The following is a 23659-nucleotide window of genomic DNA, read 5'->3' as shown; positions in this document are numbered from 1 at the left end:
ATTAGCTTCGCTTGACCCACCAGCCAGCGGCAATACCGATGGCTGCTGCGGTTGCGATCGCAGCGATTGGATAACGACCCACGGCGGCCGAAAGTCGATCGGACAACCCGGTTTGGGCATCTTCGAAATGGTGTGTGTGCATCGACGTGCGGCCGACGCCCCAAACCTGTTGATCCACAAGCGGGTCACGACCATTGGTTTCTCTAATTCGTTTTGCTTCCGCGATCATGAGTGGTGTACCTCGGTTGTTTCTTGGCTAGGGCGAATAGATTGTCTGGAGGTCGACCCAGACAGAAAAGCATCGGACAACTTCCGCGTCGCGATCGTCGTTCCTTGCCTGACCGCAAGTGTGACCAAAGCGCCAACGACGCCACCAACCATGCTCTTCTTGGGGGCGGGTGGAACTGAGCTACCAGAGCCGTTCCCACTGCTTTGGGATAGTCGTTCCGCACGCTTGGCTGGAACAAGCAGGTACCCAACAGTAGCCGCCGCTACCAAGATCGGCAGCGGATGCTTTCGCATATGGTATTTCCAGTCGGTCAACTCTTGCACACGTGCCCGAGCGGCATCGGCGTCGTATGGCAGTTCATTGCGAATGGCCTGCATCCGATTTCGAATCGCCTCAGACTGTTTACGTGTTGCAAGTGTCGTTGTCATAGCTGTCCTCTGTTGGAAATACCCTTCTTTGCGGTTAGGTGCGGGGACTAAACAGCGATCGCAAGTCGCTATCCCATGTTTTCGCAGTGTCGCAAACGTGGTTTAGCGACGACCTTTGAAGAACAGAAACGCTCCTGCTGCGATGCCCAACCCAAAGGCGATTGCCATCGATTCGGCAGGCCGCGTTCGCACGGTGTGTGCGATCTTGTCGCTATATTCACCGCTTACCTGTGATGCACGCCGGTAGTTTTCTTTCAAGTACTCACCAGCCTCGTTGGCGTATTCGCTTGCAACGTCGGCATATTGCTGGGCCGCCTCAGTGACCTTTTCCTTGATACGGTCCGAGTCACTAAACATGCTCGATAGGAACTCTTCTACCTCGCGGCGAGTTGCACCAGTCTTTTGCTGAACGACGCCGACCAGTTGATCAGCCGAACCGCTCACTCGATTGAGATCGTCGTCTGTCAACTGCCCCCAATGCTCTTGCAGGCGGCCCTTTACGACGTTCCATTGTCCCGTTAGTTCTTGCTTAGTAATCATCACGAGTCATCCATTTGAGTTGTATTGTTATCCGAGAGCCGGACACCGTCCCTCGTGAAGGAACTACATCCCTCGTGTTGGAGTTAACTCGCAAAGGCTGTGCCGAAGCATCAAACCAGCAAACTTTGCGGGAAACGCGGAACTCGCCGCGCGTTTATCGACCAGGCTGGTCAATGCGCCGCTAGATCGGTCTTAGCAACCGGTGAATACGATGCCCCCAGCGAAAACGCCCGCTATGCGGTCGCGATACCGATCCACTGGCCGGTTTCACTTGACCGTTGTCTCGCTTGCACACTGCTCATTAGCATCAACACATCTCGGTAGCGCCTGCCGATCGCGTTCAGGGTTCGCACGTCAGTCATCGTTCGTCTACATTCGCGGCGAAGCGCACAAGCATGGCGAACCAATAAACGGCGGTCATCTTCAGACGAAACACTAAGCGACAATGAACCGAGCATTTCCATCATTTTCAAAGACGCGTTTCGGTCGGCCGCGACGTAAGGCCTAAGTTGGTCAAACACAAGCGATGCGAATGATTCGAAGGTGACCGGCTCGGCTACCAATCGCAGCTTCTGGTTATCGTCGTACCGGTGTGCGTCCGGCATCACCCGCTGGGCCAAATTTTCGAGGGAAGACTGCAACCAGTCCATGCAACTGATTGCAGTGAACGGGTCGTTCACACCTGGCGATAAAGCTCGCATTGCCACTTCAACGAGTTGATTCACCTGGAATCGAAGGTCTTGGGTCGTCGTCCGCTGAGCCCCACAAATGAGCATCGCCGCGAGTTCCTTCTCCACCGCCTGATCGACGCGATCGCTGGGTGACACCAGCAGCAACAGGGTTTGTTCGGTGACAAAGTCGCCCGGCTGTGGCAAGACCTGCACCACGAGGTCGTGCTCGGTCGCAACTTCCAGCAGTGCATCGCCATCAATGTATTCCAGGTATCCGACTTTTTTAGAACCAATCCGAACCGCCGTTTCATAAAACGAGTCGGGCAAGTCCGCTTTTGCTACGCGATCCGTTTCGCTTTCGCTGGGTACCCCAACCCTAGCGGGGAATTGGGACTCGATCTGACGGTTCAGCCCTCTCCCTACGCCAGCAATGATGTTCGACACGTGAATGGTTTCTGGGATGTGGTGCACGAAGAAGATCAACACCCCAACACTCGCGATCGCCATTAACACGCCAACGATGACGGCGATGTGGGGCACAAACGCTGCGATGGCTTCCGTTGCGTTGCCACCGTCCGCCGATCCAGACTCCGCATTGCGAACCGCTTGCAAAACCATCAGGCAATAAATGAACGTTGAGATGAACACGCCGAGGGTGAACTGGTTCGCCTTGTCCCCCATAAAGTTCTTCAGCAGTCGCGGACCGATTTGAGAAGTCGTGTGAGAGATCGAGAGGATCGTCATTGAAAACGTGACGCCAGCGACCGTGATCATCGAACCTGCAACTGTCGACAAAACCGCTCTCGCGCCATCTGGCTTATTGGCGTACAGCCATCCACTGTCGTCGATCCAGTCCGAGCCGATTCGGCTATCGATTGTGGTCGTTAAAAACGACAAACCGATCGCACCCAACACCATCAGCGTCGGCACAAACCAATAACTGTTTCGAATCTTTTCCCAAAGCGTGACAAGCAGTGCATTCATGAGGTGTTTAACGTTTTGGACTACAGGGTGTTACGACAACGATGCATTGACTTGATCCACAATCGGATCGGCGCGAACTTCCTCAGCCTTCTCCGCTCGATCCAGCCGCAGTTCGATTTCGTCTTCATCTCCTGGCTTTTGCTCAAGCGTCTCATGCTCTTCGACCTCTTCAGGCTCAAGTTGCAAATCGATCAGGATCGGGAAGTGATCTGAACCGACGTAGGGCAACCGCTCGATCCCAGCCACCGTGAAGTGTGGCGAATGAAAAATGTGATCCAGTGGGAAACGCATCCACCAATGATCCGCATGAAAAGTATTAAACAGACCTCTTCCACGTCGCGGATCCAGCAACCCGCTGGTGCGAAGAAACAGACGCGTCGTTTGCGACCACGCCACATCGTTCAGGTCACCTCCAATTACGACGGGTACAGTCTCGTGTTCCAGTTCTTTGCCCCACAAAACCAACTCAGCATCCCGGGCTGTCGCATCGTTATCTCGAATCGGTTCAGGAGGCCGGGGGTGAACACCAATCAGCCTTACCTTTCGGCCATCATCCATTCGCAAAATGGCATCCATGGAAGGAATATCATCCTGAACCAGAAACCGAATCTGATGCTTCTCGATCGGTAACCTCGACAAGATCATCATCCCATACCAATTCTCTTGAGGATGAACGATTCGATGCGGGTACTTTTTGTGCAGCGACTTCGTTTCCGCGACCCACTGCTCACCCGGCTCCAACGCGATAACGACATCGGGGTTCGCAGCTAGAACAAGCTCACACCATGGTTGGTACCAATCATTTTCGAGCTCTAGGTTGGAAACCATGATTCGCAGATGAGAGTCACTCTTGACCGCTGTTCCAGCAACACTCTCCGTCGATACCGCTTGTGGTGCCATCAGGTTGGTAAAAGGCAGCACCCGACATGTATGCCAGACCAATATGACCACCGTAACGACTCCGATCGTCCACGATGTCCTTGATGATGCAGGAACCCAAATTGCGGTCACAAAATGAGCCACGCAAACAACTGCCATCACAACCATGATCTGGATGCGAGGAAAATCCCAAGCACGAATGAACCAATGCGGGTGGGAACTAAGGCTTAGCAGCGACCCTCCCAAGAGAACCGCAGCTAACAACAGATAGATGCTATGAATCATGCGTCACTCCTAATGAAGATAAACACCGTCGGATCACGTAGCACCCGACGTAAAAGCAAGAAACAGACGACGAGCGGTCGCTCACGAGTTACCGCCTGATATCTTCGCCGCATCATCGGACGACTTAAACGTCAGCGTTCGGTATGGGAATGGGATTTCGATGGCCGCATCATCCAAACGACGCTTCACCGCAGCAATGACTTGATCGCGGCTACGGCGGATATCCGTGGGCTTGGAGCCTGTCCACCAAGAAACCTCAAAGTTCACGCTGGAATCGGCAAATTCCTTCGCAAAGACCTCGACCGTCCGAATCCCCTCAACAGAGTCACATGATTGGACAGCATCCGTAATCACATCTCGAGCCGCATCGATATCTTCTCCGTAAGCGACACCACATATGATTCGCACACGGCGGTACGGTTGGTCGGTTAGCACATCAACATTGTTTTTGAACAACGTGGCGTTCGGCACGACAGCCAACTCTCCGTCGAGCTGCCGGATCATCGTGTTACGGATTGTGATCTGCTCGACTTTCCCCGTCACGTCTTCGCACGAAATAAAGTCACCCCGATCAAACGGATAACGCCACAATATCAATACACCGGCAAAGAAGTTCTCAAAGATGTCCTTAAAGGCGAAACCGATTGCGACGGAACCAAGCCCAAGCACCGTCAGCGCTTTCGCTGGGGTCATGCCAGGAAAAGCAACCACCGCCGCAGCAAGCAATCCAACGACCCACACACCAATCGACGTAAGTTGAAGGATCAAGTCTTTCAAACTGGTTCGAATCTTGCGATTCGCAAAGACCGTCGAAACGACCCAGGCGACGAACTTCGCGAACAATCCGGTCAAAAAAAGCAGCAAAACCGCGGCGGCAAGCAGTGGCGAACGGACCAGAAAGTCCTGCCACAAAGTATCGAGACTCTTTTGTACCGTGTCTTTGCTCGTAGACAGATCGACAACCGACTCTACTTCCAGCTTATTGATCACCGCGATCACATCTTCGGTCTTCCGAGCGACATTCGTTGCCCATTGGCTGTGCTCTTCACTGTCACTGGTCCCTTCAATCGTCACGATTCCATTGTCCGCGACTACTGAAATGTCGGTAAACCAGCCCGACGCAGTAAACACCTCCGACAACCGCTCTTCGATAGACGAGTCCTCCACGACATCGTCAACAGAAACTGTCGCTGAAGGGGAATTGTCGTCGGATTCCTCCGCATCGGACTGCTCCTGCTGGGCAGCGAGCGGCGCGATCATCAAAAGAAGGAAAAGCAGTGATAAGTAACGGGTCATGGATTGCTCGCAAGAAAGTCTAACTGTTCGATTGCCAGACAAGGCAAACGGCGTGCCACCACTCTCGCCGATGCTAAGACTTCAATTACTGGAAGGTAAACGACCCATGCGAACGCCAATCTTCCAACCAAGCAGCGAATATTGACGTCTTGCGATTCGTCTCTTTGATGCCGGCGGTGTGGCACCAGCGGAACCGATTGCTCACCTGCACGAATTAGCGTCATCACCAAGCATCTGTCGGTTTGTGCAAAGTTGGACCGTTTTCGTGTCCTGATGCGGCACATCGCTTGCGGCACTTCATCCCATCCGACATTCAAGCAAACAACACACACTCAAAGGAATTGAAAATGGATATCCCTCAAGTTATTTCCAACCATGCTGCCGAAACGGGCGACATGGGCCAGGACTACCTGGCAACTGGCAAGCAAGTTTCGATGCGTCGTTGGAAACACGATGTCTGCGAATACTGCGAAACACGCTCCCGAGAATACGAGACCGTGGGGATTCTTATTAGCGGCGTCCTAGAACTCGATCTCGACGGACAGACCGCTACGCTCACCGCTGGCGACTCATGGCTGGTTCCCGAAGGTGCCCCGCACCGCTATCGGATCCTGGAACCCATTGTTGCAATCGAGGCGACCAGTCCGCCGGCACGGTTCAACAACCGCGATGAACCGGCTGCAGAGTAGGCAGAAAGCCTCTTCGTCACGCGCTAGCCCTAAACGCGACGGTGGCATTGGGTTGCCAGCCAAACCACCACGCTGAACGCGTACCCGCCACAGCAATCAAATCCTTGCCACAACGATTCAGTTAAACGTCGTCAAAACGAGAATGATTGTCGATTGCCCGTCGTTGGTACGCGACATGCTTCGCTTAAGTGGTATCAGCTTAGCATCAGTTGCTAAACGACGCGGCGATCAATGTCGCTCGCGAATCAATACTCACACACGGGAGAGACAGAATGAATTGGGATCAAATCAAAGGTCAATGGAAACAAGTCAAGGGCCAAGCTCAACAAAAGTGGGGCGACCTGACCGACGACGACTTGGATGTCATTGATGGCAAACGAGAAGAACTGGTTGGCAAGGTGCAAGAAAAGTACGGATGTGCCAAAGAAGACGCTGAAAAACAGGTGCAAGAATTCGAATCAAGTTGCAACTGCTAAACAAAGCCTGCGGCCGTCGGTCGCTCGCATCACACTACAAGACACTGAATCCAAAACTCCTCCCCCAAGGATCAAAGACATGTACAGCCAAATGAAATACGCTTCAGCAATTCTTGCAATCGCTTGCTTGGCGATGACGTCCGTGACCGCCCAAGCGGATACCACGGCAAACGACAAGGCAAATCGACCGCAAGCTGCTGCTAACTCCAATGGTCTGAGCGCAGGAAAGCTTGATACCAAAACAAGCGGCCACAGTATTCGTGCTAGCCAGCTTATCGGGATGAACATTCAGAACTCCCAAGGCGAAAGCGTTGGCGAGATCAACGATATCGCTCTGGACAGCCAAAGCGGGAAAGTTCGCTACGCTGCGGTCACCTACGGAGGCCTGTTGGGGGTCGGCGACAAACTGTTCGCAGTCCCTTTCGATGCTTTCAAGGTTCAGCCTGATCCAGACGACAACGATGATTACGTGATGGTTTTAAACGTCACCCAGCAGCAGCTTGAAGGAGCTCAAGGCTTTGACCAGGAACACTGGCCAAACCTTGCTGATCGCAAGTTCACGAACGAACTCGACCGTCGTTACGGCATCGAGCGACGCAGCAATCGCGAACGTCTTCGAAACGGTCGCGTTGATATTGATGTGAATCGTGACGGAGTCGATGTCGATGTCGACAGCGAGTAATCACTGATTCGAGAAAGCAGTCTCACACGGCCGCTCGGTACCTACCGGGCGGTCGTTTTTTATTGAATTGCCTAACTCTCCAAAATCGACGCATAGTCTGGAAACCGTTGATCAACGGCACACTAATTGCGACCTCCGTCTTTTTCCAAAAAGACTCTTTCGTGTTCGGTAACCCCGTTTTCACACGGGCCCGTTTTCGCACGGGTCAGGGTTTCACCTGGTACCGACACCAATTTCCCAACCGCCTACTTCAAGGCCAATTAATGAATCAACTCAATCCCCAAATCGAGAACCAGCTCGATCGGCTCGCTGAAATTTGCGTTCAATCTGTCAAGGGTGAACAACCTATTGCATCCGAAGAGTGTGACGCGGTTCTAAAATCGCTTGTCACCAATGGGTACGCCCGAGTTGAAGATCATTCACTTCAGGTAGATCTTGAAAATCGCGTCAAAGACAAATGGCCCGAACCTTCCATGCACCGCGGAGGCGAATTGTCAGCAATCACGGGTGAGCTGAAGAAAAAGTTCGACAAGATCGTGAAGTGGGAATCCCGTCAACCGGACGACGAACTCGAATCGAAACCAGCGAACATTAGCTCGGCAACCGACGCATGAACGCAATCGCATCCCCATCGACTGATCAGACGACTGAAACTGATCCCGCCACGGTAGCGGTCGTTTTGCCAATCGAAAAAGATGCTGACACCGATATAGCGTCAATTGAGGTCTACTCAACTGCGACCCGGATCTGTGCGATCTTATTGGTTCTGTACGCGATGTACTTTGCCCGTTCGCTGTTCGTTCCAATCGTAACAGCAATGTTCGCGTATTTGACCCTTCGTCCCATCGTCCGACAGACGAGGAAATTTGGGGTCCCACCCAGCGTTAGTGCTGCCGCGGTTATGGCGTTGCTATGTGGACTGCTGGCACTCGGCACTTACTTAGTGATTGATCCTGCGAGAGAAATCATCAGCGAAGCTCCGGCCAACATTGCGATTGCAAAAGAAAGACTCTCGTTCGTGATCGAAAAGGTTGAATACTTCAACCGAGCGACGGACGATATGACCACAGCCGATACTGATGCAACGCAAGACGAAAACGAGCCGGTTCCGGTCGAAGTCAAACCCGCAGCATGGAGCACGAACCTTCACATCCTTAACGGCACCGGAAACTTAGTCTCCTTCTTTGTCGTTGCTGGCGTACTTCTTTATTTTCTACTGGCAACCGGTGATGATCTCCTTCGCAACATCATGCGAGCGTTGCCAACTCTGACCGCGCGGAAGCAACTCATCGGGGTCGTCGAGAACGTTCAAGAAGGCCTCGGAAGTTACCTGGCACAAGTAACCGCGATTAACATTGGCTTGGGGATTGCCGTAGGACTCTCGATGTGGGGCTTGGAAATGCCGACTCCCGTGCTGTGGGGTGTCATGGCAACCATGTTCAACTTCATCCCAATTGTGGGTGCACTATTTGGTGCGTTGATTATTTTCCTAGTAACACTGGTTAATTTCGAGGCGGCGTATTACGCCTTCGTGGTCGCGGGCATCTACGTCACGCTAACCACCATCGAAGGCCAGATAATCACACCTGCTATTCTGGGACGGTCTTTAGAGATGAGTCCCGTGTTGGTGTTTTTGTCCGTAGTTGTTTGGGGATGGATGTGGGGAATGATGGGAGTCTTTCTTTCAGTGCCTATCTTGATCGCAGCTCGAATGGTGTGCGAACAATACTCAAACATGAGACCCCTCGCCGCCGTTTTAGGCAGTCGTATTGAAGAGGCAGAATAAAGCGAATCGAAGTTCTTTGCAGGACTTCTCGTCAGCCTACGTGCGGTCAGCGAGCCGGGTGCAACGCAATTAACTAGTGCCGAATAGGAACGACCGAACTCCAAGTTTTCCCTATTCGAATCTCATCGAACGCAACGATCGCTGTGGCACCCGACCATAATCGCATCTGGTCCACGATTCCGTCTTGATGAGACGGCATGCTGGCGACATCCCAAAGGATTGGCTCCCTTGCGGCGGGAGGATCGTCCACTGCATACGCTCTCGCAAAAAGTTGGTCCGGCAAGTCTCGGCGTAAGGCGAGTTTTAAGACCAGCAAGTAAGTGGTATCCGGCTCCAGATTGGTACCGCCAAAGTACCGTTCGCCATTGAAGAGCGTCAAACGCTCACGCATATCGATATTCAATTCGAATCGCTTGATGTCGAACCCAGTTCGAAGCGTAATTCCACCTCCACAACGCTCATCACGCGGGGTTTCGATGACACGCTTCCGAATGATTAAGCTCAGGAAAAGATCTTGATCAGCGGATAGATCAATCGGTTCGACAAGTTCTCTCGATGAGACTGACGCGAGAGAAACAACCGTGTAACGCGGCGAACTTGGCTCGAGCCAAGCCGGTTCAACCAAATAGCCGCCCCGACGGATGACCCCACTGGGTGCCATAACTGAATTGTTGTGCTTGAACCACGGTTCCTTCCACCCCTTACCTCCCTCGTCTTTACGCATAATGCCTAAAGGATAGTCGAACGATTCACGAACCAAGGGTTGGTCATCATTCTCTCGGCTGTTGACCCGAGACGTAAACGCTCGTAGTTCTTGTAGTCGTTCATCTGCATCAACCAACTGCAAACCATGGGGATCCGAAGGGGAACGAAACCGCAATGACCCACCCGCCGTTAGCATCGAGCGACCGAGAATTACTGACCGATCAACCGGCAACCAAGTAATCGCACCATCCAGAACCGTCACGTCACTTCGGCCATCCGGCTCGACCTTGACGGCGAACTCGGTGCCAATATCGACAACACTCGTGGTGGGTGTACGCAGAGCAAAACCAATCGCTTGGTCGTACGCTTTTGCAAAGACCGTTCCCTGATGAACCGTCAATGAGCGGTCCGGTTCGATCTCCACATCAACGATACTTTCTCTCGCATCGAGAATGACGACCGCGCCGTATGCTGTGTTAAGCCGGGCGACCCCCGCGTTTAAACGCAAGTGCCCCACATCGATCTGGTCCCCAATCGCAACTTGGCTGTCCCAGCGTGCATTCTCTTGGTAAGTGACCGTCATGATGTTCGCGAACGCAAGCTCGGACGATTCCAGTGGCTTGGTCAGAATCGGACGCGAATTTTTGCTAGCGAATTGCACCGACGCTTGATTGTTGTTGTAGAGCAGCGTTGAATAAATCACCGCAAAGCCGATAACGCTCGCGGCCAAAACGAGCTTCCAAGCGCCGTACCAGGTCACTCGCTCTCGGTCGGAACGAGCTGTCACAGGTGCAGTGTCGATAACGTTTCCGTCCGCGCCCGACGGCACACTGCAGCGGGTTGCTGTATTTCGAACCTGAAACTCGTCCTGCAACATGGAATCGAGTTGCAGAAAACGTGTGGCCACCAATCGCAACTCAATATCATTTCGCAACAAGTCGTTTAACTCGTTGACGTGATCCGATGTAGCTTCACCTTCTTGGCAAACCTGAAGCAGCTCCTCGACTCGGCGGCTTTGTTTCATTGAGTTCATGTTTTACGGCAATGGAACAACTAAGTTGCAATTGTTGCTGGATGTGTGAGGTCAAACCGCCTCGGTGGAAATAAGTCGGTGCTCGATGCATTTCCGAAGTGTCTTACGGCTTCGAAGCATCAGACTTTTGATCGCATCGATTGTCTTGTTCGTCGTTTTAGATATCTGCTGTAGCGATTGATTATCGGCATAACGCAACGCAAAAACTTGTCGCGTATGCTCGTCCAGTTCTTCCAAACATTGATGAAGTGCCAATTGCCGATCTGGCCAAAGTCCCATCTCGGCATCCGCGACATCACACATCAAGTCCACGACGTCCGTGTGAAATACCACTCGCTCCTGCTCTCGATTTCGATCTCGCAAGTATCCAAGCACTTCATATCGAGCGACCCCGAATGCCCATGGAAGAAACGGTTCGCCGGTTCGATACTCAGCCGCCTTCTTCCACAACGTCAAATTTGTCTTCTGCAATACGTCTTGCGCGTCGTCCCGATTCCCAAGAGATGAGTACACGAAGCCCTTCAATTGGCTTTGATGAATGGTCAGAAGGCTCACGAACTGGTCGCTGACTTCGTTGGGATTCGACATTACGCACTCAGCCTTAACTTGTGAGTTATCAACATTGTCCCCACCCCACGGCAGAACGGGTCGAACAACTCCACGAAGGCTGCAGTGGTAATCACCACAAAACAGCCCGAAGTGTCAGAAATTGTGAGGGGATTTAAAAGATCTCCGATCTAAACAAGCAAATCGCAGAATCCATTTCTTTTTCTCGCCACCATCGCGAGATAGCTGGAGAAGACTACTACAAGCCTGCCGCCATTGCATGACGGTTATTAACAATTTAACGCCGGCAACCTCCTTATGCCACCTTCGGTAACAAAAGCACTGAAGTCAAGCAAATTGAGCAGCCAACGCATCCAGGCGGGCAAATCTCCTCTTTTCCCCAGGACATAAATTCATGCGTAAGACTTACTCAACCCGACCGGGGTTTACCTTGGTCGAGCTCCTCGTAGTTATCGCAATCATTGGCGTTCTTGTCGGCTTGCTACTGCCGGCTGTTCAGGCTGCTCGTGAAGCGGCACGTCGGATGAGCTGCAGCAACAACTTCAAGCAGATTGGATTGGGCATCCACAACTACCACAGTGCCTATAAGAACCTGCCCGGCCACGGTATCGGAACAATGGATGCTTCGATCACCAAATGGTGGCATGGCTCGAACAAATCGAATTCGATGCGATTGAGCTTCCTAGTCGGCATCACGCCATTCATCGAACAACAAGCGGTTTGGGAAGTCATTTCCAACCCGAATGACTTCGATTCTGATGGCACGGTGGATTTCCCAGCCATGGGACCAATCCCGTCGAACATCGACTACAAACCTTGGGAAACGAACATTGGCACCTTCCGATGCCCAAGTGATCCTGGATTCGGTTTGCCTTCACTCGGCCGAACCAACTACGCCGCTTGCATGGGTGATGTCGGTCGCTACATCACGGGTGGCCCCTGGGATGACAGCAAACCGCTGCCAAACAATGACAAGGCAGAACAGGTACGAGCATGCCACCGCGGAGTTTTCCGTATCCGAACCGCCCCTGGTAAGTTCCGCGACATTCTCGACGGTCTTGCGAATACGATTATGGCCGGCGAAATCACCACTGACTTGGGCGATCACGACGCCCGTACCGTCGGCGTTGACCGTGACACCTACGTGAATATGCAAAGCCAGCCACCGAACTCGTGCGACGGAATGGTCGATCCGGAACGCCCTCAGTTTTGGGATGGCGACCTAGCCTTCGACGAACCCATCAATGTGCGTGGCTATCGCTGGGCCGACGCGTTGGCGGTGTTCTCTGGCTTCATGACCGCAAGCCCGCCAAACAAACCTCTTTGCACGTCGGATAAGGGCAGCGGCGAAGGTTACTACACCGCTTCCAGTCGTCACCAAGGTGGTTGCCATGTCCTGATGGGCGACGGAGCCGTGAAGTTCATTACCGACTCGATCGAATCCGGCGACCAAAACGGTAAGCCCGTAGTGGAATGGGCTACGAGTGGCAACCGTGTGCCTGGATCTGCAAGTCCCTACGGCTTGTGGGGAGCACTCGGAACCCGCGCGAACAAAGAAGTCATCGACGCCGAGTTCTAGAACCTCGTTTTGATCGTCTGCTCAGCCTACTTTTTGGCGGACAATCTGAAACTTCCAGCGGCCTGCTTCTCGCTCCCGGGAAGCAGGCCTTTTCTTACTGACCGGATTTTGCGGTTCTTTTCTAATCTCTAACTTGTGGATCTCCTGTGACTCTCAGACTTCTATCCCTTTGCACGCTACTGACCCTTAGTTGTTTCTGCATCGGCTGCGACTCCTCAGCTAGCAACAGCAGCGTTTCTGAAGGCGCCGGCGAAGACGCCAAGGAAGAATACCGACGACTGCTGAAGGAATCCGAACAGGGCATGGCGACCCTCGACGATGACGCTAAAGCGGCAGGAAATCGACCTGACTGACGTTCATCGTCCTCGTTAGCAGGCGGAGGCGTTTACGCACGTCTGCGGCAATATCCATGACAAAAAAAGCCCGGTTGTTTCTAAGAACAGCCGGGCTATCGCAGCAGTGACTTAACGGTCATTGCAAATGTGGTTTGGCATGCAGTCGCAATTGCTACTTAAGCATGAGACTTGATTATTCGTCTAGATCTTCAAGAGCGTCTGCCTTGGCTTCGCCACGATCTTCCACGGCATCAGCCTTCTCTTCACCTACCACTTCCTTTCGGTCAGCAGCTTCCTCTCCACGTTCTTCGATAGCGTCAGCCTTGTTTTCGGCTCGGTCCTGGACAGCTTCCGAAGCGTTGTCCGTTCGATCCCGAATTTCTTCGGCAGCATGCTGAGTCGCGTCGCGAGTTGCGTCGGCTGCGGACTGCGAGTAATCGCGGATGACTTCTGCTTGCTCTTGGGTTTGTTCACGAATGGCATCGGCCTCGCGATCAAGCGCCGACTCGTCACAGCCAACGGTAGCGAACATCAAAGCAGCGGCAGCACAGGTTGATAGAATCTTCATTTGGTTTCTCCAGGTTGGTCGTAGTTCGACACTAGGTCAAATTGATACTTCGTTTTGGTCATGTGCGGAATCATCCGCAGTAACGAGAAAACACTTGACGCAAAGTGCATGCCAATCGAGCTAGCCTTCCTTTGAAGAACTCTGATAGCGCAGCACGACTGCCTTCCAACCAGCCATTCGGGAATCGGTTCGGCGGCCTGCTCTAAATCTTGCATCTACATCGGGGGCGCCCGTTCCGGTTTCGGACCACTCTCAAGTTTTCGCACATTCCCCGGCCAGGTCGAGGCTCGTTAGCGGGAGATTGGCTACTGACTCCAATCAAGCTGGCCAATTGCTCAATGAGACACCGATTTCGCCGCGAGACGCAGGCAATCGGCCGCCAATCGTTCACGCTGGCTGCTTACCCAACAACTTTGTGGGCTACCCCGCTGCAATTCGAGATGCACGGAAAGAATACCCGGCTAGCTTCAGGTGCTTCGGTTCCGCCCTAATTAGCGGACAGGGAACGGAGAACTGTCACAGAACGCATATTCAGATAGGGGATTGTCGACTCGGCCCCGATTCGTTACGCGCGAGCCGACATGACGGCACGTCCTTTGCTGCAATATTCCCCACGCAGGTCATAGCCACGTGTTTGCCTTCCATCGCATTGCCAGAACCCGATTTTCAAGCGATGCAACAACTCCTCCATTCGCCGTATTGTTGTCGACTTTTAGCGTCACGATTGCATACCTGAATGGATGATAGTCGGATCAACATCCGCGTGGCGAAGCGATAGCCTTTAAAAGTTTTTATTCATGTCATTTATGGTAATGCAAGCTACTCGAATCTCGTCCTACCCATGATTCATAGGCTCAAACCATCACCCCACCCACGCTTACGCCCTAGGGAGAATTCCATCTCCATCCTAATCGTCGACGATACCGAATCGATCGTTCATTTACTGACACATTTCTTAGCTGGAATCGCAGGCAAAATTCAAATCGCACGAGACGGTGAACAGGCGGTCGAACTTGTTTCCGGTGCATCGGAATCAGACGAACCCTACGACATCGTGTTAATGGATCTACAAATGCCTATCAAATCAGGACTAGAAGCCGCTAAAGAGATTCGAGAACAGGGCATAGACGTTCCCCTCATCGCGATGACTGCGGGGGGTCTACCCGAAGAAGCCTGTGCCAATGCTGGTTTTGATGGTTATGTGACCAAACCATTCGACCGCAAAAAGTTGGTTAAGTTCATCTCGGCATTCATCAAATAGCTAACTTCACCACTCTCTATCGCGTGCACACTACGTCATCGCGTGCACACTACGTCGTTAGCTTGTAAGCAACGCTCAACAACAATCCCGCATCGATCGGCTTGCTAAGGTAGTCATTACATCCACTTTCGATGCATCGGTTCATGTCGCCATGCATCGCATCGGCTGTTAAAGCGATAATCGGACCGGCGAACCCTAGTTGCCGCAATTGCTTGGCCGTTTGATAGCCGTCTAACTTTGGCATCTGCATATCTAACAAGACCATGTCAAAAACATCGGCTGATGTCATCGCTCGCTCAACAATCTCGATCGCTTCTTGACCGTCTTCTGCTTCGGTTACCTCAGCCCCAGCGTTTGTCAAAATTCGCTTACTCAAGAAGCGAATGTCTCGGCTGTCATCAACCACCAAAACGTGGCAGCCCAGTTCGATCGCATTGGAATTGATCGCGACGCTGCCTTCCGCTGGACCGAACGCCCCGTTGCTTGATGCTGACCTTCCCGCTTTGGGAACACTGACGAGCGTGTCGTCTACAACGCCAGCAGCGACGGTAACCGTAAACGTGCTCCCGACGCCCGGTTTACTTTGGATTGAAATGTCGCCTCCCAACATTCTCGCCAAGCGTCGACTGATCGCCAAACCGAGCCCTGTGCCACCGAAGTCTCTCGTGACTGTTCCGTCCGCTTGCGAGAACGGTTGGAACAACTTCTCCTGCTGGTCCTCCGTTATCCCAATGCCAGTGTCGATCACCCGAAGTTCCAATTGGGGTTGAGGCTGAGGCTGATCTGACGAACGATGTCCATGCTGGTCATAGGCAATCGTGATCCGCACACCGCCTTCCTTGGTGAATTTGATCGCATTGCCCACCAAGTTAATCAGGATCTGCTTGAGTCGCTTCGCGTCACTCTCTACCTCTCGAGGCAGATCGGTCTCATATTCTACTTCCAAGCTGAGTCCATTTTCGCTCGCGCGAACTTCCATAATCGAGCGAACATCCTCGATCACACTGTGGGGAGAGAACCGTTCGGGAACGAATTCCAACTTGCCTGCTTCGATCTTGGAAAGATCAAGAATGTCGTTGATGATTTCAAGCAGGAAGTCACCATTGCGACGAATGGTCGCCAAATGCTGTAGCCCTTCATCATCCTGGACGTGCTCAGACAACAATTCCGCGTACCCCAGGATCGCTGTCATCGGTGTGCGAATTTCATGGCTCATGTTTGCTAAGAATTCGCTTTTTGACTCGTTCGCTCGCAACGCACGTTGTTCGCTTTCACGCAGCGCATTGGCTTGCAGATGCTCCTGAGTCGAGTCCCAGTAAAGCCCAGCCATTCGCACAACACTGCCGGCGTCGTCACGAATGACTTCCCCCACACCTACAACCCAACGAATCTCGCCCCGACGAATGATTCGGAACTCGCATTCGTAAGGTTTGGTGCCACTGACCGCTTCCTGCCACCATTCTTGGAAACGTTTCAGATCCTCAGGGTGAATCACTTTCGAAATCAGCTCGGGACCGGCAGTTTGGTCCGATGAAACACCTAGCAGCTCATAAACTTCATTCGTCCAAAAACTTTGCCCCGGCGACCATTGCCAAGCCGCCAAGCCACCTGCCTTCAACGCCATCTTCAGACGGTTAGCATAATCTTCGATTGCCTGTTCGGATTGCTTTCGGGCGGTGATGTCTGCGACGACGCCAAAGAAGTCATCGACCCGGCCATCCGGCGATTGCTCCGTTCGTCCTCGACCTCGCATCCAGCGTGTCACACCCGCCGATTGGTTAACGCGATACTCCTCATCAAACACTTCCGCGTTTTCGATCGCATACTCAATCGCCGACTGGACCCTAGAACGATCCGCTTCATCAATCCGGTTCATGAAGTCGTCAAGATGCACGTTTGCATCTTCTTCGAAACCAAACAGTCGACGCAGGTTGTTGTCCACGACAACGTCGTTGTTGCCCATGTCCCAACTCCACACGGCGATCTCGCCGTATTCCAGAGCCAAATCGAACCGGGCTTTGGATTCAGCAAGCTCTTGCTCGGTGCGTTTTCGGTCATCGATATCCAAACCGGACGGAATCAGATGTGTCACCTCCCCATCGGCACCGAAAATCGGGTTCATCATGAAATCGAGCGGTCGCCGCTGATCACCAACAATTCGATAGGTGAGATCCTTTCGAACAGCTTCCCCGGCAGCGACCCTTGCGACCAATTGCTTTAGCTCGGCAACCACATCGGGGTCAAAATTCCACCAGTACAAATCCCAGAACTTCTGGCCAATCACTTGTTCTCGAGTCAACCCGGCCGCTTGCAGTGCTGGCGAGTTCGCTTCCAACAGGGTTCCATCCGGCTTCAACACACCGATGAACCCGAGTGTGTTGTCGATAACTCGTCGCAGTTGGGCTTCGCGGTCTTGGATACTATCAACAAACTGTTTTTGTGCGGTGATATCACGTAGGTACGCAGTGAAGAACGGTTCGCCGCGTCGCGTCACCGCCGCATTGATCGCGATCTCGATAGGAAATTTACTACCGTCCGCTCGCAATGCGGTCAGCTCGCTTCGTTGGCCGACGACCTTAGATTCGCCAGTCTGCAAATAGCGATGCAAGCCGTCGATATGTACGTCCCGATCCTCGACGGGCACCAAGATTTCAGCCATTAAACGACCAACCACGTCCGCATGCGAATACCCAAACGTACGCTCCGCAGCGGGATTAAAATCGACAATTCGTCCATCGGTATCCATCGTAATGATTGCGTCCAATGACGCTTCCATAATGGCCGACTTTCGCGATTCTTGATCTCGCAATTGCTCATCCAGGCGTCGGCGATTGATGAATTGCCCGATCTGCAGCCCGACGGAACGGAGCATGCCTAAAATCGCTCGATCACGTTCGATTTGGGCATATGTGAACAATTCAATCACACCGTAGCACTTTGTCCCTACGATGATCGGCATCGCCATGCTTGTCCGCAACCCAATCGTAGACGCCTCTACCCGCTTGAACGCTGGATCTTCGGCGATATCAACAATCCACTGCGGCTTCCTCGATGCCAAAACCCGTCCTGGCAAACCCTCGCCGCTTGCAAACTGCACACCACTATTCTTGGCGGCAAACTTCTCGAGGTTCGCATCGCCGGGCTGAATCGAAAAGCTCTCACATTGCAAAGAATGCGACTTCGAATCAACCAACCAAAGTGAACAGAGGTCAGCACCGAGTGACGTTCGGATTGAATCCAAGATGTCTTGGCTGACATCTGAAAACGATTCAGCGGCGGTCAAGATTTCGGCAACACTATGCTCGGTAGCCTGCCTTACCGAAGCCTGTTTCTGGGTCGTGATATCAATGTAGGTCAAGATCACGCCGTCGGGCTTATCACCACGAAGAAACGGTAGCACGCGACGCAGGTACCAGCGTCCGTCATCACGCTGAATTTCTTCTTCCTTGGGTAGCGTTGGCTTTGCAGCGTTCGCATTTGCCGACGACTGTTTAGTCCCAATGTTGATGCCTGTCATCTCAAGCATATTGTGCGTGATATGACGTAGCGGACGTCCGATGTCGGTTGGAATCAGGTTATAGATTTCACTGGCCGAAGGAGAGAACCACTGCACCAGCCCGGCTGCGTCCAGAAACACGGTCGCAATTTGGGTGCTACGAAGCAGGTTTTCCATTGTCGCGTGGGCGCGGGCCACTTCGTCGATACTCGCGCGAGTTTCTTCCTTGGAAGTCGCCAGTTCTTCGTTTGCCGATTGCAACTCTTCGTTCATCGACAAAAGTTCTTCGTTCGACGACTTGAGCTCTTCGTTGGTCGCCTCCATGTCCTGCATGGTTCGCTCGAGATCGTCTCGCGTGGTTTGCAACTCCATTTCCATTTGCGTAATGATCGAGTCGGCATCATCACGATCCGGAACTTCCGCTGCCCCCACTGCTGTTCGGTCAATGGGCAAACCAACATCGTGGAAGACGACCATGAACAACTGCTCGTCTTCGCCTAACATAGGCATCGGCTGAACGGTCACCATGACTTCTTGAGTCTTGTCGCCGTCGCGGATCGACATGTTCTCATGCTGAACCTTACGCAACGTCTTGCTGGCTTCGCTGATTGCCGCGCGCAAGCCGATCCGCAAACCCTTGGCGGCCATTTTGACCACGTTATTATGAAAATCGCCACCACCAACGGACAAGTACTTATTCATGTCGGCATCAGAATTCAGAACCTGTCCGTCTGCGTCGATGACACATGACTTAGGTGCAAATTCGTCCAACAAGATACGTTGACGCATCAACGTCAAATCAGTCTCGCTGTCTGGTTGCGACGAATCCACAGCGGCCGTTGGCAGCAGTGAATTTCGCAATGGCAATCGTGCCGACGAGCCCACCGCGGTGCCCTTACGCTGCGAGATACGGTGCTTCCCGTCATGTGGCCGAAATAGCTCGCCGTGGGTAGTGATCGTTTCACTGGGCCCCAAAAACAAATAGCCTGCTGGTCGCAAGGCATAGTGGAATAGCGGAATCAATTTGTTTTGCAGATGTGATCCGAGATAGATCAGCAAATTGCGACAACAGATCAAGTCCTGGCGAGAAAACGGAGGATCACTAATCAGGTTGTGTGAAGAGAAGAGCACCAATTCGCGAATTTCTTTCGTCACATGGTAGCGCTTCCCTCGTTTGAAAAAGAACCGTTTCAATCGTTCGGGCGAAACATGTTCTTCAATGCCGAGTGGATAGACCCCGGCGCGCCCCACTTCCAAGGCACGCTCATCAATATCGGTTGCAAAGATCTGCACCTCCGGCGAAACATTCAGTCGCTCCATCGTTTCACGACACAAAATCGCCAACGTGTAAGCTTCCGATCCGTTCGCACACCCAGCGACCCAAATCCGGACACTGTCCTCACTGGAACGATTCGCAAAAATCTTAGGAAGTACCGATTCGCTCAGCACTTTGAACGCTTCTGGATCACGAAAGAAGTGGGTCACTCCGATCAACAATTCTCGAAAGAGTGCCTGTGCTTCCTCTTCATGGTTTCCCAGATGCGAGACGTAAACGCTGGCATCGCTGATCTGCAGCACCTGCATGCGTCGCTGGATACGTCGACAGAGCGTCGTGATTTTGTAGTGCTGAAAGTTGTGCTCGGTAACCTTCAATAGCGTTTCGGTAATCGCAGGAATTGCCTCGATTACTTCGTGCCGGGTCCGCTTCAAAGTCTCGTCATCGCCCACCTCAGCTAGGTGTTTGGCGTAACGTAGCAACTCGGTGCCAATTTGTGCGGGAGAGAGCACATGGTCAGCGACCCCGGTCGTCGCCGCACTTCGCGGCATGCTGTCATGCGCTGCGGTGGCTGGATCCTGGGCAAAGGTCAACCCTCCACGATCGCTAATTGCCTTCAATCCCAGCGTGCCGTCACTGCCCCCACCGGACAAGATCACACCGATACCGCGATCCGCTTGGTCTTCAGCAATAGAATGAAAAAGATGATCGATGGCTAACCATTGGCGATTCGCTTCCGCTGCCAAACTTACGCCGGAGTCTTTCGCTGCCGAATCGGTTTTTGCAGTTCGGATGAATCCGTTTTTCAACTCCAACGTCGTCTGGGGTGGACACAGATAAACAACGTTTGGCTTGAGCTTTTTACGTCCGCCAATATCCACCACGTCCATCGACGTTTTGGATTCCAGCAAGCTTCGAAGCAAGGTCCGCGAACCTGGATCCATGTGCTGAACAAAGACGACGGCGAAACCTGGCGAATCCCCTATCGCAGCAAGCAGTTCCTGGAACGCTTCCAGGCCACCAGCCGAAGCTCCTACCCCGACAACCAGGGGGCTAAGAGTCTCTTTCGCTGAGGTTTCCGACACTTTGTTCAAACGACTGGTCTCCAAGTGATACTGCTTTTTGTGTCGCAATTTCTAGCGTGAATTCTAACTCTTGGTCGCACTGACTCGTAGTGGTGCCCATTGAAATCAATTGGATACATCGTGCGACTGTGGACAAAGAAAGTCTCGTCGGGATCAATCAGAACTAGCTCGCCTCCAACGATCGGCCACGCAATAAATGGATATAACCAAGCTTTTTCATCACCGCCGGGGGCAAACGTTCGGGAAGCAATGGCTGCAACCCAAGATCGCTATTGAACTCACTGACCGCCACCACAATTTCTAAAACACTCGCGACGAGTGCATCACAATCTGAACCGGGTGACAGATCGAGCTTGGCCATCGATTGATCGTTGGCAGTCTCGGCGATTGCCATAATGTCCAAATAGGCGTTGCAGGTTTCCGCAAAGTCCTCCCAAGGATGCATCGTCGCATAGCAACTGACGTGTTGATCCGCCCACTTTTGCGGTGCCCCTTGCGCATAGTAGCGTTTCAACGCCTCGTCGTAATTGATCGCATTCGGATCACCAAATAACTGATGATACTCCGGTGCAGCAATTTGGCTAGCCAACGCCCAGTCGATGTAGTGGCCCACTTCATGTCGCATATGCCCAATCAGGGTCCGATGTGGTTCCCCCAGTTGGACCCGCAACTGTTCACGGTGCACACTGTCAGCCTCTTTTGAGTTGATCGTGATTTGCCCGGACTCATGGCCTGTCACCGTCTTTTGAAACTCGCCTTGGTCGTCTGTCGTATCATCGAGGAACCGGAACGTCAGCGGATGCGATTGTTGCAGATTGCCTACAAACGGTGGCAATGCCAAACTTTCCAATTGCAACAACAACCTCCGTTTGGCCGATTCCAATGCAGACCATCTCGCTACGTTGGCTTGCACACTAAGGTCTGGGATCGTGGTGGTGAATCCGCACCAATGACAGAATTTGGCATTTTCGGCGATGTACGAGTTACATCCGAACCTATCGCGATTTCCACACGGTTTGCGTTTCACATTGCACGCATCGCATTGGTAAAGAGAGTCAACCGCAACGAAGCTCGTAAGCGATTTGCACGCATCGCAGCGACCGAGCGCGGCTTGGCAATTCAGACAAACCGAGTTACCAAAAAAAATCCGGTTCCCACATCGACATTTCCCCGTTCTCATCTTGGGCTCTTCTCACGCTTAAGAACCAACTCGCTCGAATACGCCAACACATCAACGGCAATATCAGCGATCACGGTACGGCCCTTTGCCAACCAAGCCGCCGCAAATGACCAGACGGCGATCCATTCCATCCAGAACAAGAAGTTGTAGTCGTTGAAGGTTTGCTTCCAAGCTGGTGTGAGCCAGAAGAGGTAGCCGCCCATCGCTAGCATCGAAGCCAGAATCACTAAACCGCTTGAACGATAGATCAGTGCTCGTTCAAAGAGATGTGGCTCTTGCTCCTTCCGAGAGTCGCGTGGGAAGTGATACAGGGAATAGAACGCAAGCGTGAGAAAGAAGACGCCACCACTGAATGTATGTAAGTAGCCCGTGATCGATTTTTGCAGTAGTGGGTCGCTATTGATATCCAACGGAAACAACGCTATCCCCAACGCGGACGCACAACCTAAGTTGGCCGTCCAATTTTCAACCAAATCATAACCGCGGTAGCAAAACAGAAAAATCCCGATTGCGCACAGAGTGCCGACAAAGATGTCTCGCAGCGGGGTGTGGTAGTAGCTGCTCATGTTGTCCTGAATTTCAATCCCGAAGAGCAAGCCAACAGGACCTAGCACGATAGGCAACAACAGACCACTCACGCCAATCGCACGCCGGATACCGAGATAGGATAGAACCAGCGTGTTGGGACGGTTTAACAATCGCGGATCGGCATCTAACACATCATTCAAGATTGAAGCCCGTTATACGTTTCCTGCACAACCGCTTCACCATGCGTGCGTTCCAGACGCCGAATTGTGAAATGCGCACGAGCTAAGTCTTGGTAGTGATCAATGAAATAGCTATTGATCAAAGCACCTCCAACGGCACCGATTACTGGAATCGCTTGCGCGGCCAATTTTTCACTGACCACCAAACCAAACCGTTCCCCAATCTTGGAAACAAGCTTGACCAGCGGCGGGGCGGCGGTGTTGGACATCCCATTCTTAAGTACATACTGCGAAGCGTCGCGGATCTGCTTTGCCATTGCTGCACGGACAGCGAAATACCCCATTTCGGTGTCATCGTCCAAACTGTTTTTCTTCCCTGGGTCCAATGCGAACACCTCCAGGCAAGCCAATCGCGTATCGACCTCGCTAAGGTCTTCACCTTCACTTCGAGCGATATCGGCAACGCTGCGCAGAATCAATACTGTCGACACAGGAAGCTCTGCAGCGATCGTCGCACCACCCAGGACGCCTCCCGCCGCTCCAGATAAACCCGCTAGCAACTTATGGGTCAACAAACGAGGCTTACCTGACTTTACCGAGTCATCACCAAGAGTCCGCAATGCGACGTCCAACGCGACCGTCAATGACTTGTCGATCGCCGCATACACCGCCTTTTCCGCTACATCAGGAAGCATCCTTAACGATGCGGTCACCGGCGCACCAACCAACTCAGTCAACCGATCGGCGATCCCATGATGCTCAAGAATTCGCTTCGCCTCACGCAGCTCCTCGACCGACTCCGCAGACATACTTTGGTTGGGCAAACTCGCGTCGATCAATTCCGTCATGTCACTTTTCCAACGAACACTGCAGAAACAGCGGGATTAAAGGGTGCAGAGAACAAGCAGAGAAACGCTGCGCT

21 protein-coding genes are annotated in these 23659 nt (G+C 52.7%); 8 read left to right on the top strand and 13 right to left on the bottom strand.

Going from position 1 to position 23659, the window contains the following annotated elements:
• Position 1: 1 nt before the first annotated feature.
• The 6 genes from ACR3ZL_RS04510 to ACR3ZL_RS04485 form a co-directional block, all read right to left on the bottom strand.
• Positions 2-229: a hypothetical protein gene (locus tag ACR3ZL_RS04510; protein ID WP_473649083.1), complete on the bottom strand. Its 228-nt coding sequence runs from the start codon at positions 227-229 to the stop codon at positions 2-4.
• The gene (locus ACR3ZL_RS04505) at positions 226-657 is read right to left on the bottom strand and encodes a hypothetical protein (RefSeq protein WP_473649084.1); all 432 of its coding nucleotides are present in this window, start codon (positions 655-657) and stop codon (positions 226-228) included. The genes ACR3ZL_RS04510 and ACR3ZL_RS04505 overlap by 4 nt, the downstream gene beginning before the upstream one ends.
• A 102-nt stretch (positions 658-759) precedes the next feature.
• Positions 760-1197: a CsbD family protein gene (locus ACR3ZL_RS04500; protein ID WP_473649085.1), complete on the bottom strand. Its 438-nt coding sequence runs from the start codon at positions 1195-1197 to the stop codon at positions 760-762.
• 233 nt (positions 1198-1430) lie between these two features.
• Positions 1431-2852 carry a DUF2254 domain-containing protein gene (locus ACR3ZL_RS04495; protein WP_473649086.1) on the bottom strand — a complete coding sequence of 474 codons (1422 nt, stop codon included), beginning with the start codon at positions 2850-2852 and terminating at the stop codon, positions 1431-1433.
• Between the two features lie 30 nt (positions 2853-2882).
• Positions 2883-4016, bottom strand: coding sequence for an endonuclease/exonuclease/phosphatase family protein (locus tag ACR3ZL_RS04490; protein ID WP_473649087.1), 1134 nt, complete (start codon positions 4014-4016; stop codon positions 2883-2885).
• Between the two features lie 81 nt (positions 4017-4097).
• On the bottom strand, positions 4098-5312 hold the full coding sequence (locus ACR3ZL_RS04485) for a mechanosensitive ion channel domain-containing protein (RefSeq protein ID WP_473649088.1): 1215 nt from the start codon (positions 5310-5312) through the stop codon (positions 4098-4100).
• Between the two features lie 347 nt (positions 5313-5659).
• On the opposite strand from ACR3ZL_RS04485, the gene ACR3ZL_RS04480 reads away from it, so the two are divergent.
• From ACR3ZL_RS04480 to ACR3ZL_RS04460, 5 genes are all read left to right on the top strand, one after another.
• Complete coding sequence (locus ACR3ZL_RS04480) at positions 5660-6001, top strand: cupin domain-containing protein (protein ID WP_473649089.1); 342 nt, start codon at positions 5660-5662, stop codon at positions 5999-6001.
• Between the two features lie 272 nt (positions 6002-6273).
• Positions 6274-6477: a CsbD family protein gene (locus ACR3ZL_RS04475; RefSeq protein WP_473649090.1), complete on the top strand. Its 204-nt coding sequence runs from the start codon at positions 6274-6276 to the stop codon at positions 6475-6477.
• Positions 6478-6556: 79 nt separating this feature from the next.
• Positions 6557-7159: a PRC-barrel domain-containing protein gene (locus ACR3ZL_RS04470; protein ID WP_473649091.1), complete on the top strand. Its 603-nt coding sequence runs from the start codon at positions 6557-6559 to the stop codon at positions 7157-7159.
• A gap of 263 nt (positions 7160-7422) precedes the next feature.
• Positions 7423-7773, top strand: coding sequence for a hypothetical protein (locus ACR3ZL_RS04465; protein WP_473649092.1), 351 nt, complete (start codon positions 7423-7425; stop codon positions 7771-7773).
• Entirely contained in the window at positions 7770-8945 is a 1176-nt protein-coding gene (locus ACR3ZL_RS04460) for an AI-2E family transporter (protein ID WP_473649093.1), read from the top strand. The genes ACR3ZL_RS04465 and ACR3ZL_RS04460 overlap by 4 nt, the downstream gene beginning before the upstream one ends.
• A gap of 73 nt (positions 8946-9018) precedes the next feature.
• Here the strand turns inward: ACR3ZL_RS04460 and ACR3ZL_RS04455 are convergent, their stop codons facing one another.
• Together ACR3ZL_RS04455 and ACR3ZL_RS04450 are read right to left on the bottom strand one after the other, a co-directional pair.
• Entirely contained in the window at positions 9019-10674 is a 1656-nt protein-coding gene (locus ACR3ZL_RS04455; RefSeq protein ID WP_486173239.1) for a FecR family protein, read from the bottom strand.
• A 60-nt stretch (positions 10675-10734) separates the two neighbouring features.
• Positions 10735-11271, bottom strand: coding sequence for a sigma-70 family RNA polymerase sigma factor (locus ACR3ZL_RS04450; protein WP_473649096.1), 537 nt, complete (start codon positions 11269-11271; stop codon positions 10735-10737).
• 373 nt (positions 11272-11644) lie between these two features.
• Between ACR3ZL_RS04450 and ACR3ZL_RS04445 the strand changes: the two genes are divergently transcribed.
• Together ACR3ZL_RS04445 and ACR3ZL_RS04440 are read left to right on the top strand one after the other, a co-directional pair.
• On the top strand, positions 11645-12829 hold the full coding sequence (locus tag ACR3ZL_RS04445) for a DUF1559 family PulG-like putative transporter (protein ID WP_473649097.1): 1185 nt from the start codon (positions 11645-11647) through the stop codon (positions 12827-12829).
• A 146-nt stretch (positions 12830-12975) separates the two neighbouring features.
• Positions 12976-13182, top strand: coding sequence for a hypothetical protein (locus ACR3ZL_RS04440; RefSeq protein WP_473649098.1), 207 nt, complete (start codon positions 12976-12978; stop codon positions 13180-13182).
• A gap of 175 nt (positions 13183-13357) precedes the next feature.
• Here the strand turns inward: ACR3ZL_RS04440 and ACR3ZL_RS04435 are convergent, their stop codons facing one another.
• Positions 13358-13732 carry a hypothetical protein gene (locus ACR3ZL_RS04435; protein WP_486173238.1) on the bottom strand — a complete coding sequence of 125 codons (375 nt, stop codon included), beginning with the start codon at positions 13730-13732 and terminating at the stop codon, positions 13358-13360.
• An 841-nt stretch (positions 13733-14573) separates the two neighbouring features.
• Between ACR3ZL_RS04435 and ACR3ZL_RS04430 the strand changes: the two genes are divergently transcribed.
• Positions 14574-14993, top strand: coding sequence for a response regulator (locus ACR3ZL_RS04430; protein ID WP_473649100.1), 420 nt, complete (start codon positions 14574-14576; stop codon positions 14991-14993).
• A gap of 49 nt (positions 14994-15042) precedes the next feature.
• Here the strand turns inward: ACR3ZL_RS04430 and ACR3ZL_RS04425 are convergent, their stop codons facing one another.
• From ACR3ZL_RS04425 to ACR3ZL_RS04410, 4 genes are all read right to left on the bottom strand, one after another.
• Positions 15043-20850, bottom strand: a complete 5808-nt coding sequence (locus ACR3ZL_RS04425; protein WP_486173566.1) for a PAS domain S-box protein — start codon at positions 20848-20850, stop codon at positions 15043-15045.
• 163 nt (positions 20851-21013) lie between these two features.
• A complete protein-coding gene (locus ACR3ZL_RS04420; RefSeq protein WP_486173237.1) occupies positions 21014-22030 on the bottom strand; it encodes a putative zinc-binding metallopeptidase in 1017 nt (338 codons plus the stop codon).
• The gene (locus ACR3ZL_RS04415) at positions 22027-22758 is read right to left on the bottom strand and encodes a hypothetical protein (RefSeq protein WP_473649102.1); all 732 of its coding nucleotides are present in this window, start codon (positions 22756-22758) and stop codon (positions 22027-22029) included. Before ACR3ZL_RS04415 ends, ACR3ZL_RS04420 begins: the two co-directional genes overlap by 4 nt.
• Entirely contained in the window at positions 22755-23585 is an 831-nt protein-coding gene (locus ACR3ZL_RS04410; protein WP_473649103.1) for an EcsC family protein, read from the bottom strand. Before ACR3ZL_RS04410 ends, ACR3ZL_RS04415 begins: the two co-directional genes overlap by 4 nt.
• Positions 23586-23659: the final 74 nt, after the last annotated feature.

This window comes from Rhodopirellula sp. J20-39, from assembly GCF_057365095.1.
Note: the sequence above shows the minus strand (reverse complement) of the source record. Positions and strands in the feature narration are given on the sequence as shown.

Bases quoted from the DNA above. Each gene is read 5' to 3' on its own strand.
- ACR3ZL_RS04510 (WP_473649083.1), bottom strand. From the start codon at position 229: ATGATCGCGGAAGCAAAACGAATTAGAGAAACCAATGGTCGTGACCCG.
- ACR3ZL_RS04505 (WP_473649084.1), bottom strand. From the start codon at position 657: ATGACAACGACACTTGCAACACGTAAACAGTCTGAGGCGATTCGAAAT.
- ACR3ZL_RS04500 (WP_473649085.1), bottom strand. From the start codon at position 1,197: ATGATTACTAAGCAAGAACTAACGGGACAATGGAACGTCGTAAAGGGC.
- ACR3ZL_RS04495 (WP_473649086.1), bottom strand. From the start codon at position 2,852: ATGAATGCACTGCTTGTCACGCTTTGGGAAAAGATTCGAAACAGTTAT.
- ACR3ZL_RS04490 (WP_473649087.1), bottom strand. From the start codon at position 4,016: ATGATTCATAGCATCTATCTGTTGTTAGCTGCGGTTCTCTTGGGAGGG.
- ACR3ZL_RS04485 (WP_473649088.1), bottom strand. From the start codon at position 5,312: ATGACCCGTTACTTATCACTGCTTTTCCTTCTTTTGATGATCGCGCCG.
- ACR3ZL_RS04480 (WP_473649089.1), top strand. From the start codon at position 5,660: ATGGATATCCCTCAAGTTATTTCCAACCATGCTGCCGAAACGGGCGAC.
- ACR3ZL_RS04475 (WP_473649090.1), top strand. From the start codon at position 6,274: ATGAATTGGGATCAAATCAAAGGTCAATGGAAACAAGTCAAGGGCCAA.
- ACR3ZL_RS04470 (WP_473649091.1), top strand. From the start codon at position 6,557: ATGTACAGCCAAATGAAATACGCTTCAGCAATTCTTGCAATCGCTTGC.
- ACR3ZL_RS04465 (WP_473649092.1), top strand. From the start codon at position 7,423: ATGAATCAACTCAATCCCCAAATCGAGAACCAGCTCGATCGGCTCGCT.
- ACR3ZL_RS04460 (WP_473649093.1), top strand. From the start codon at position 7,770: ATGAACGCAATCGCATCCCCATCGACTGATCAGACGACTGAAACTGAT.
- ACR3ZL_RS04455 (WP_486173239.1), bottom strand. From the start codon at position 10,674: ATGAAACAAAGCCGCCGAGTCGAGGAGCTGCTTCAGGTTTGCCAAGAA.
- ACR3ZL_RS04450 (WP_473649096.1), bottom strand. From the start codon at position 11,271: ATGTCGAATCCCAACGAAGTCAGCGACCAGTTCGTGAGCCTTCTGACC.
- ACR3ZL_RS04445 (WP_473649097.1), top strand. From the start codon at position 11,645: ATGCGTAAGACTTACTCAACCCGACCGGGGTTTACCTTGGTCGAGCTC.
- ACR3ZL_RS04435 (WP_486173238.1), bottom strand. From the start codon at position 13,732: ATGAAGATTCTATCAACCTGTGCTGCCGCTGCTTTGATGTTCGCTACC.
- ACR3ZL_RS04430 (WP_473649100.1), top strand. From the start codon at position 14,574: ATGATTCATAGGCTCAAACCATCACCCCACCCACGCTTACGCCCTAGG.
- ACR3ZL_RS04420 (WP_486173237.1), bottom strand. From the start codon at position 22,030: ATGAGAACGGGGAAATGTCGATGTGGGAACCGGATTTTTTTTGGTAAC.
- ACR3ZL_RS04410 (WP_473649103.1), bottom strand. From the start codon at position 23,585: ATGACGGAATTGATCGACGCGAGTTTGCCCAACCAAAGTATGTCTGCG.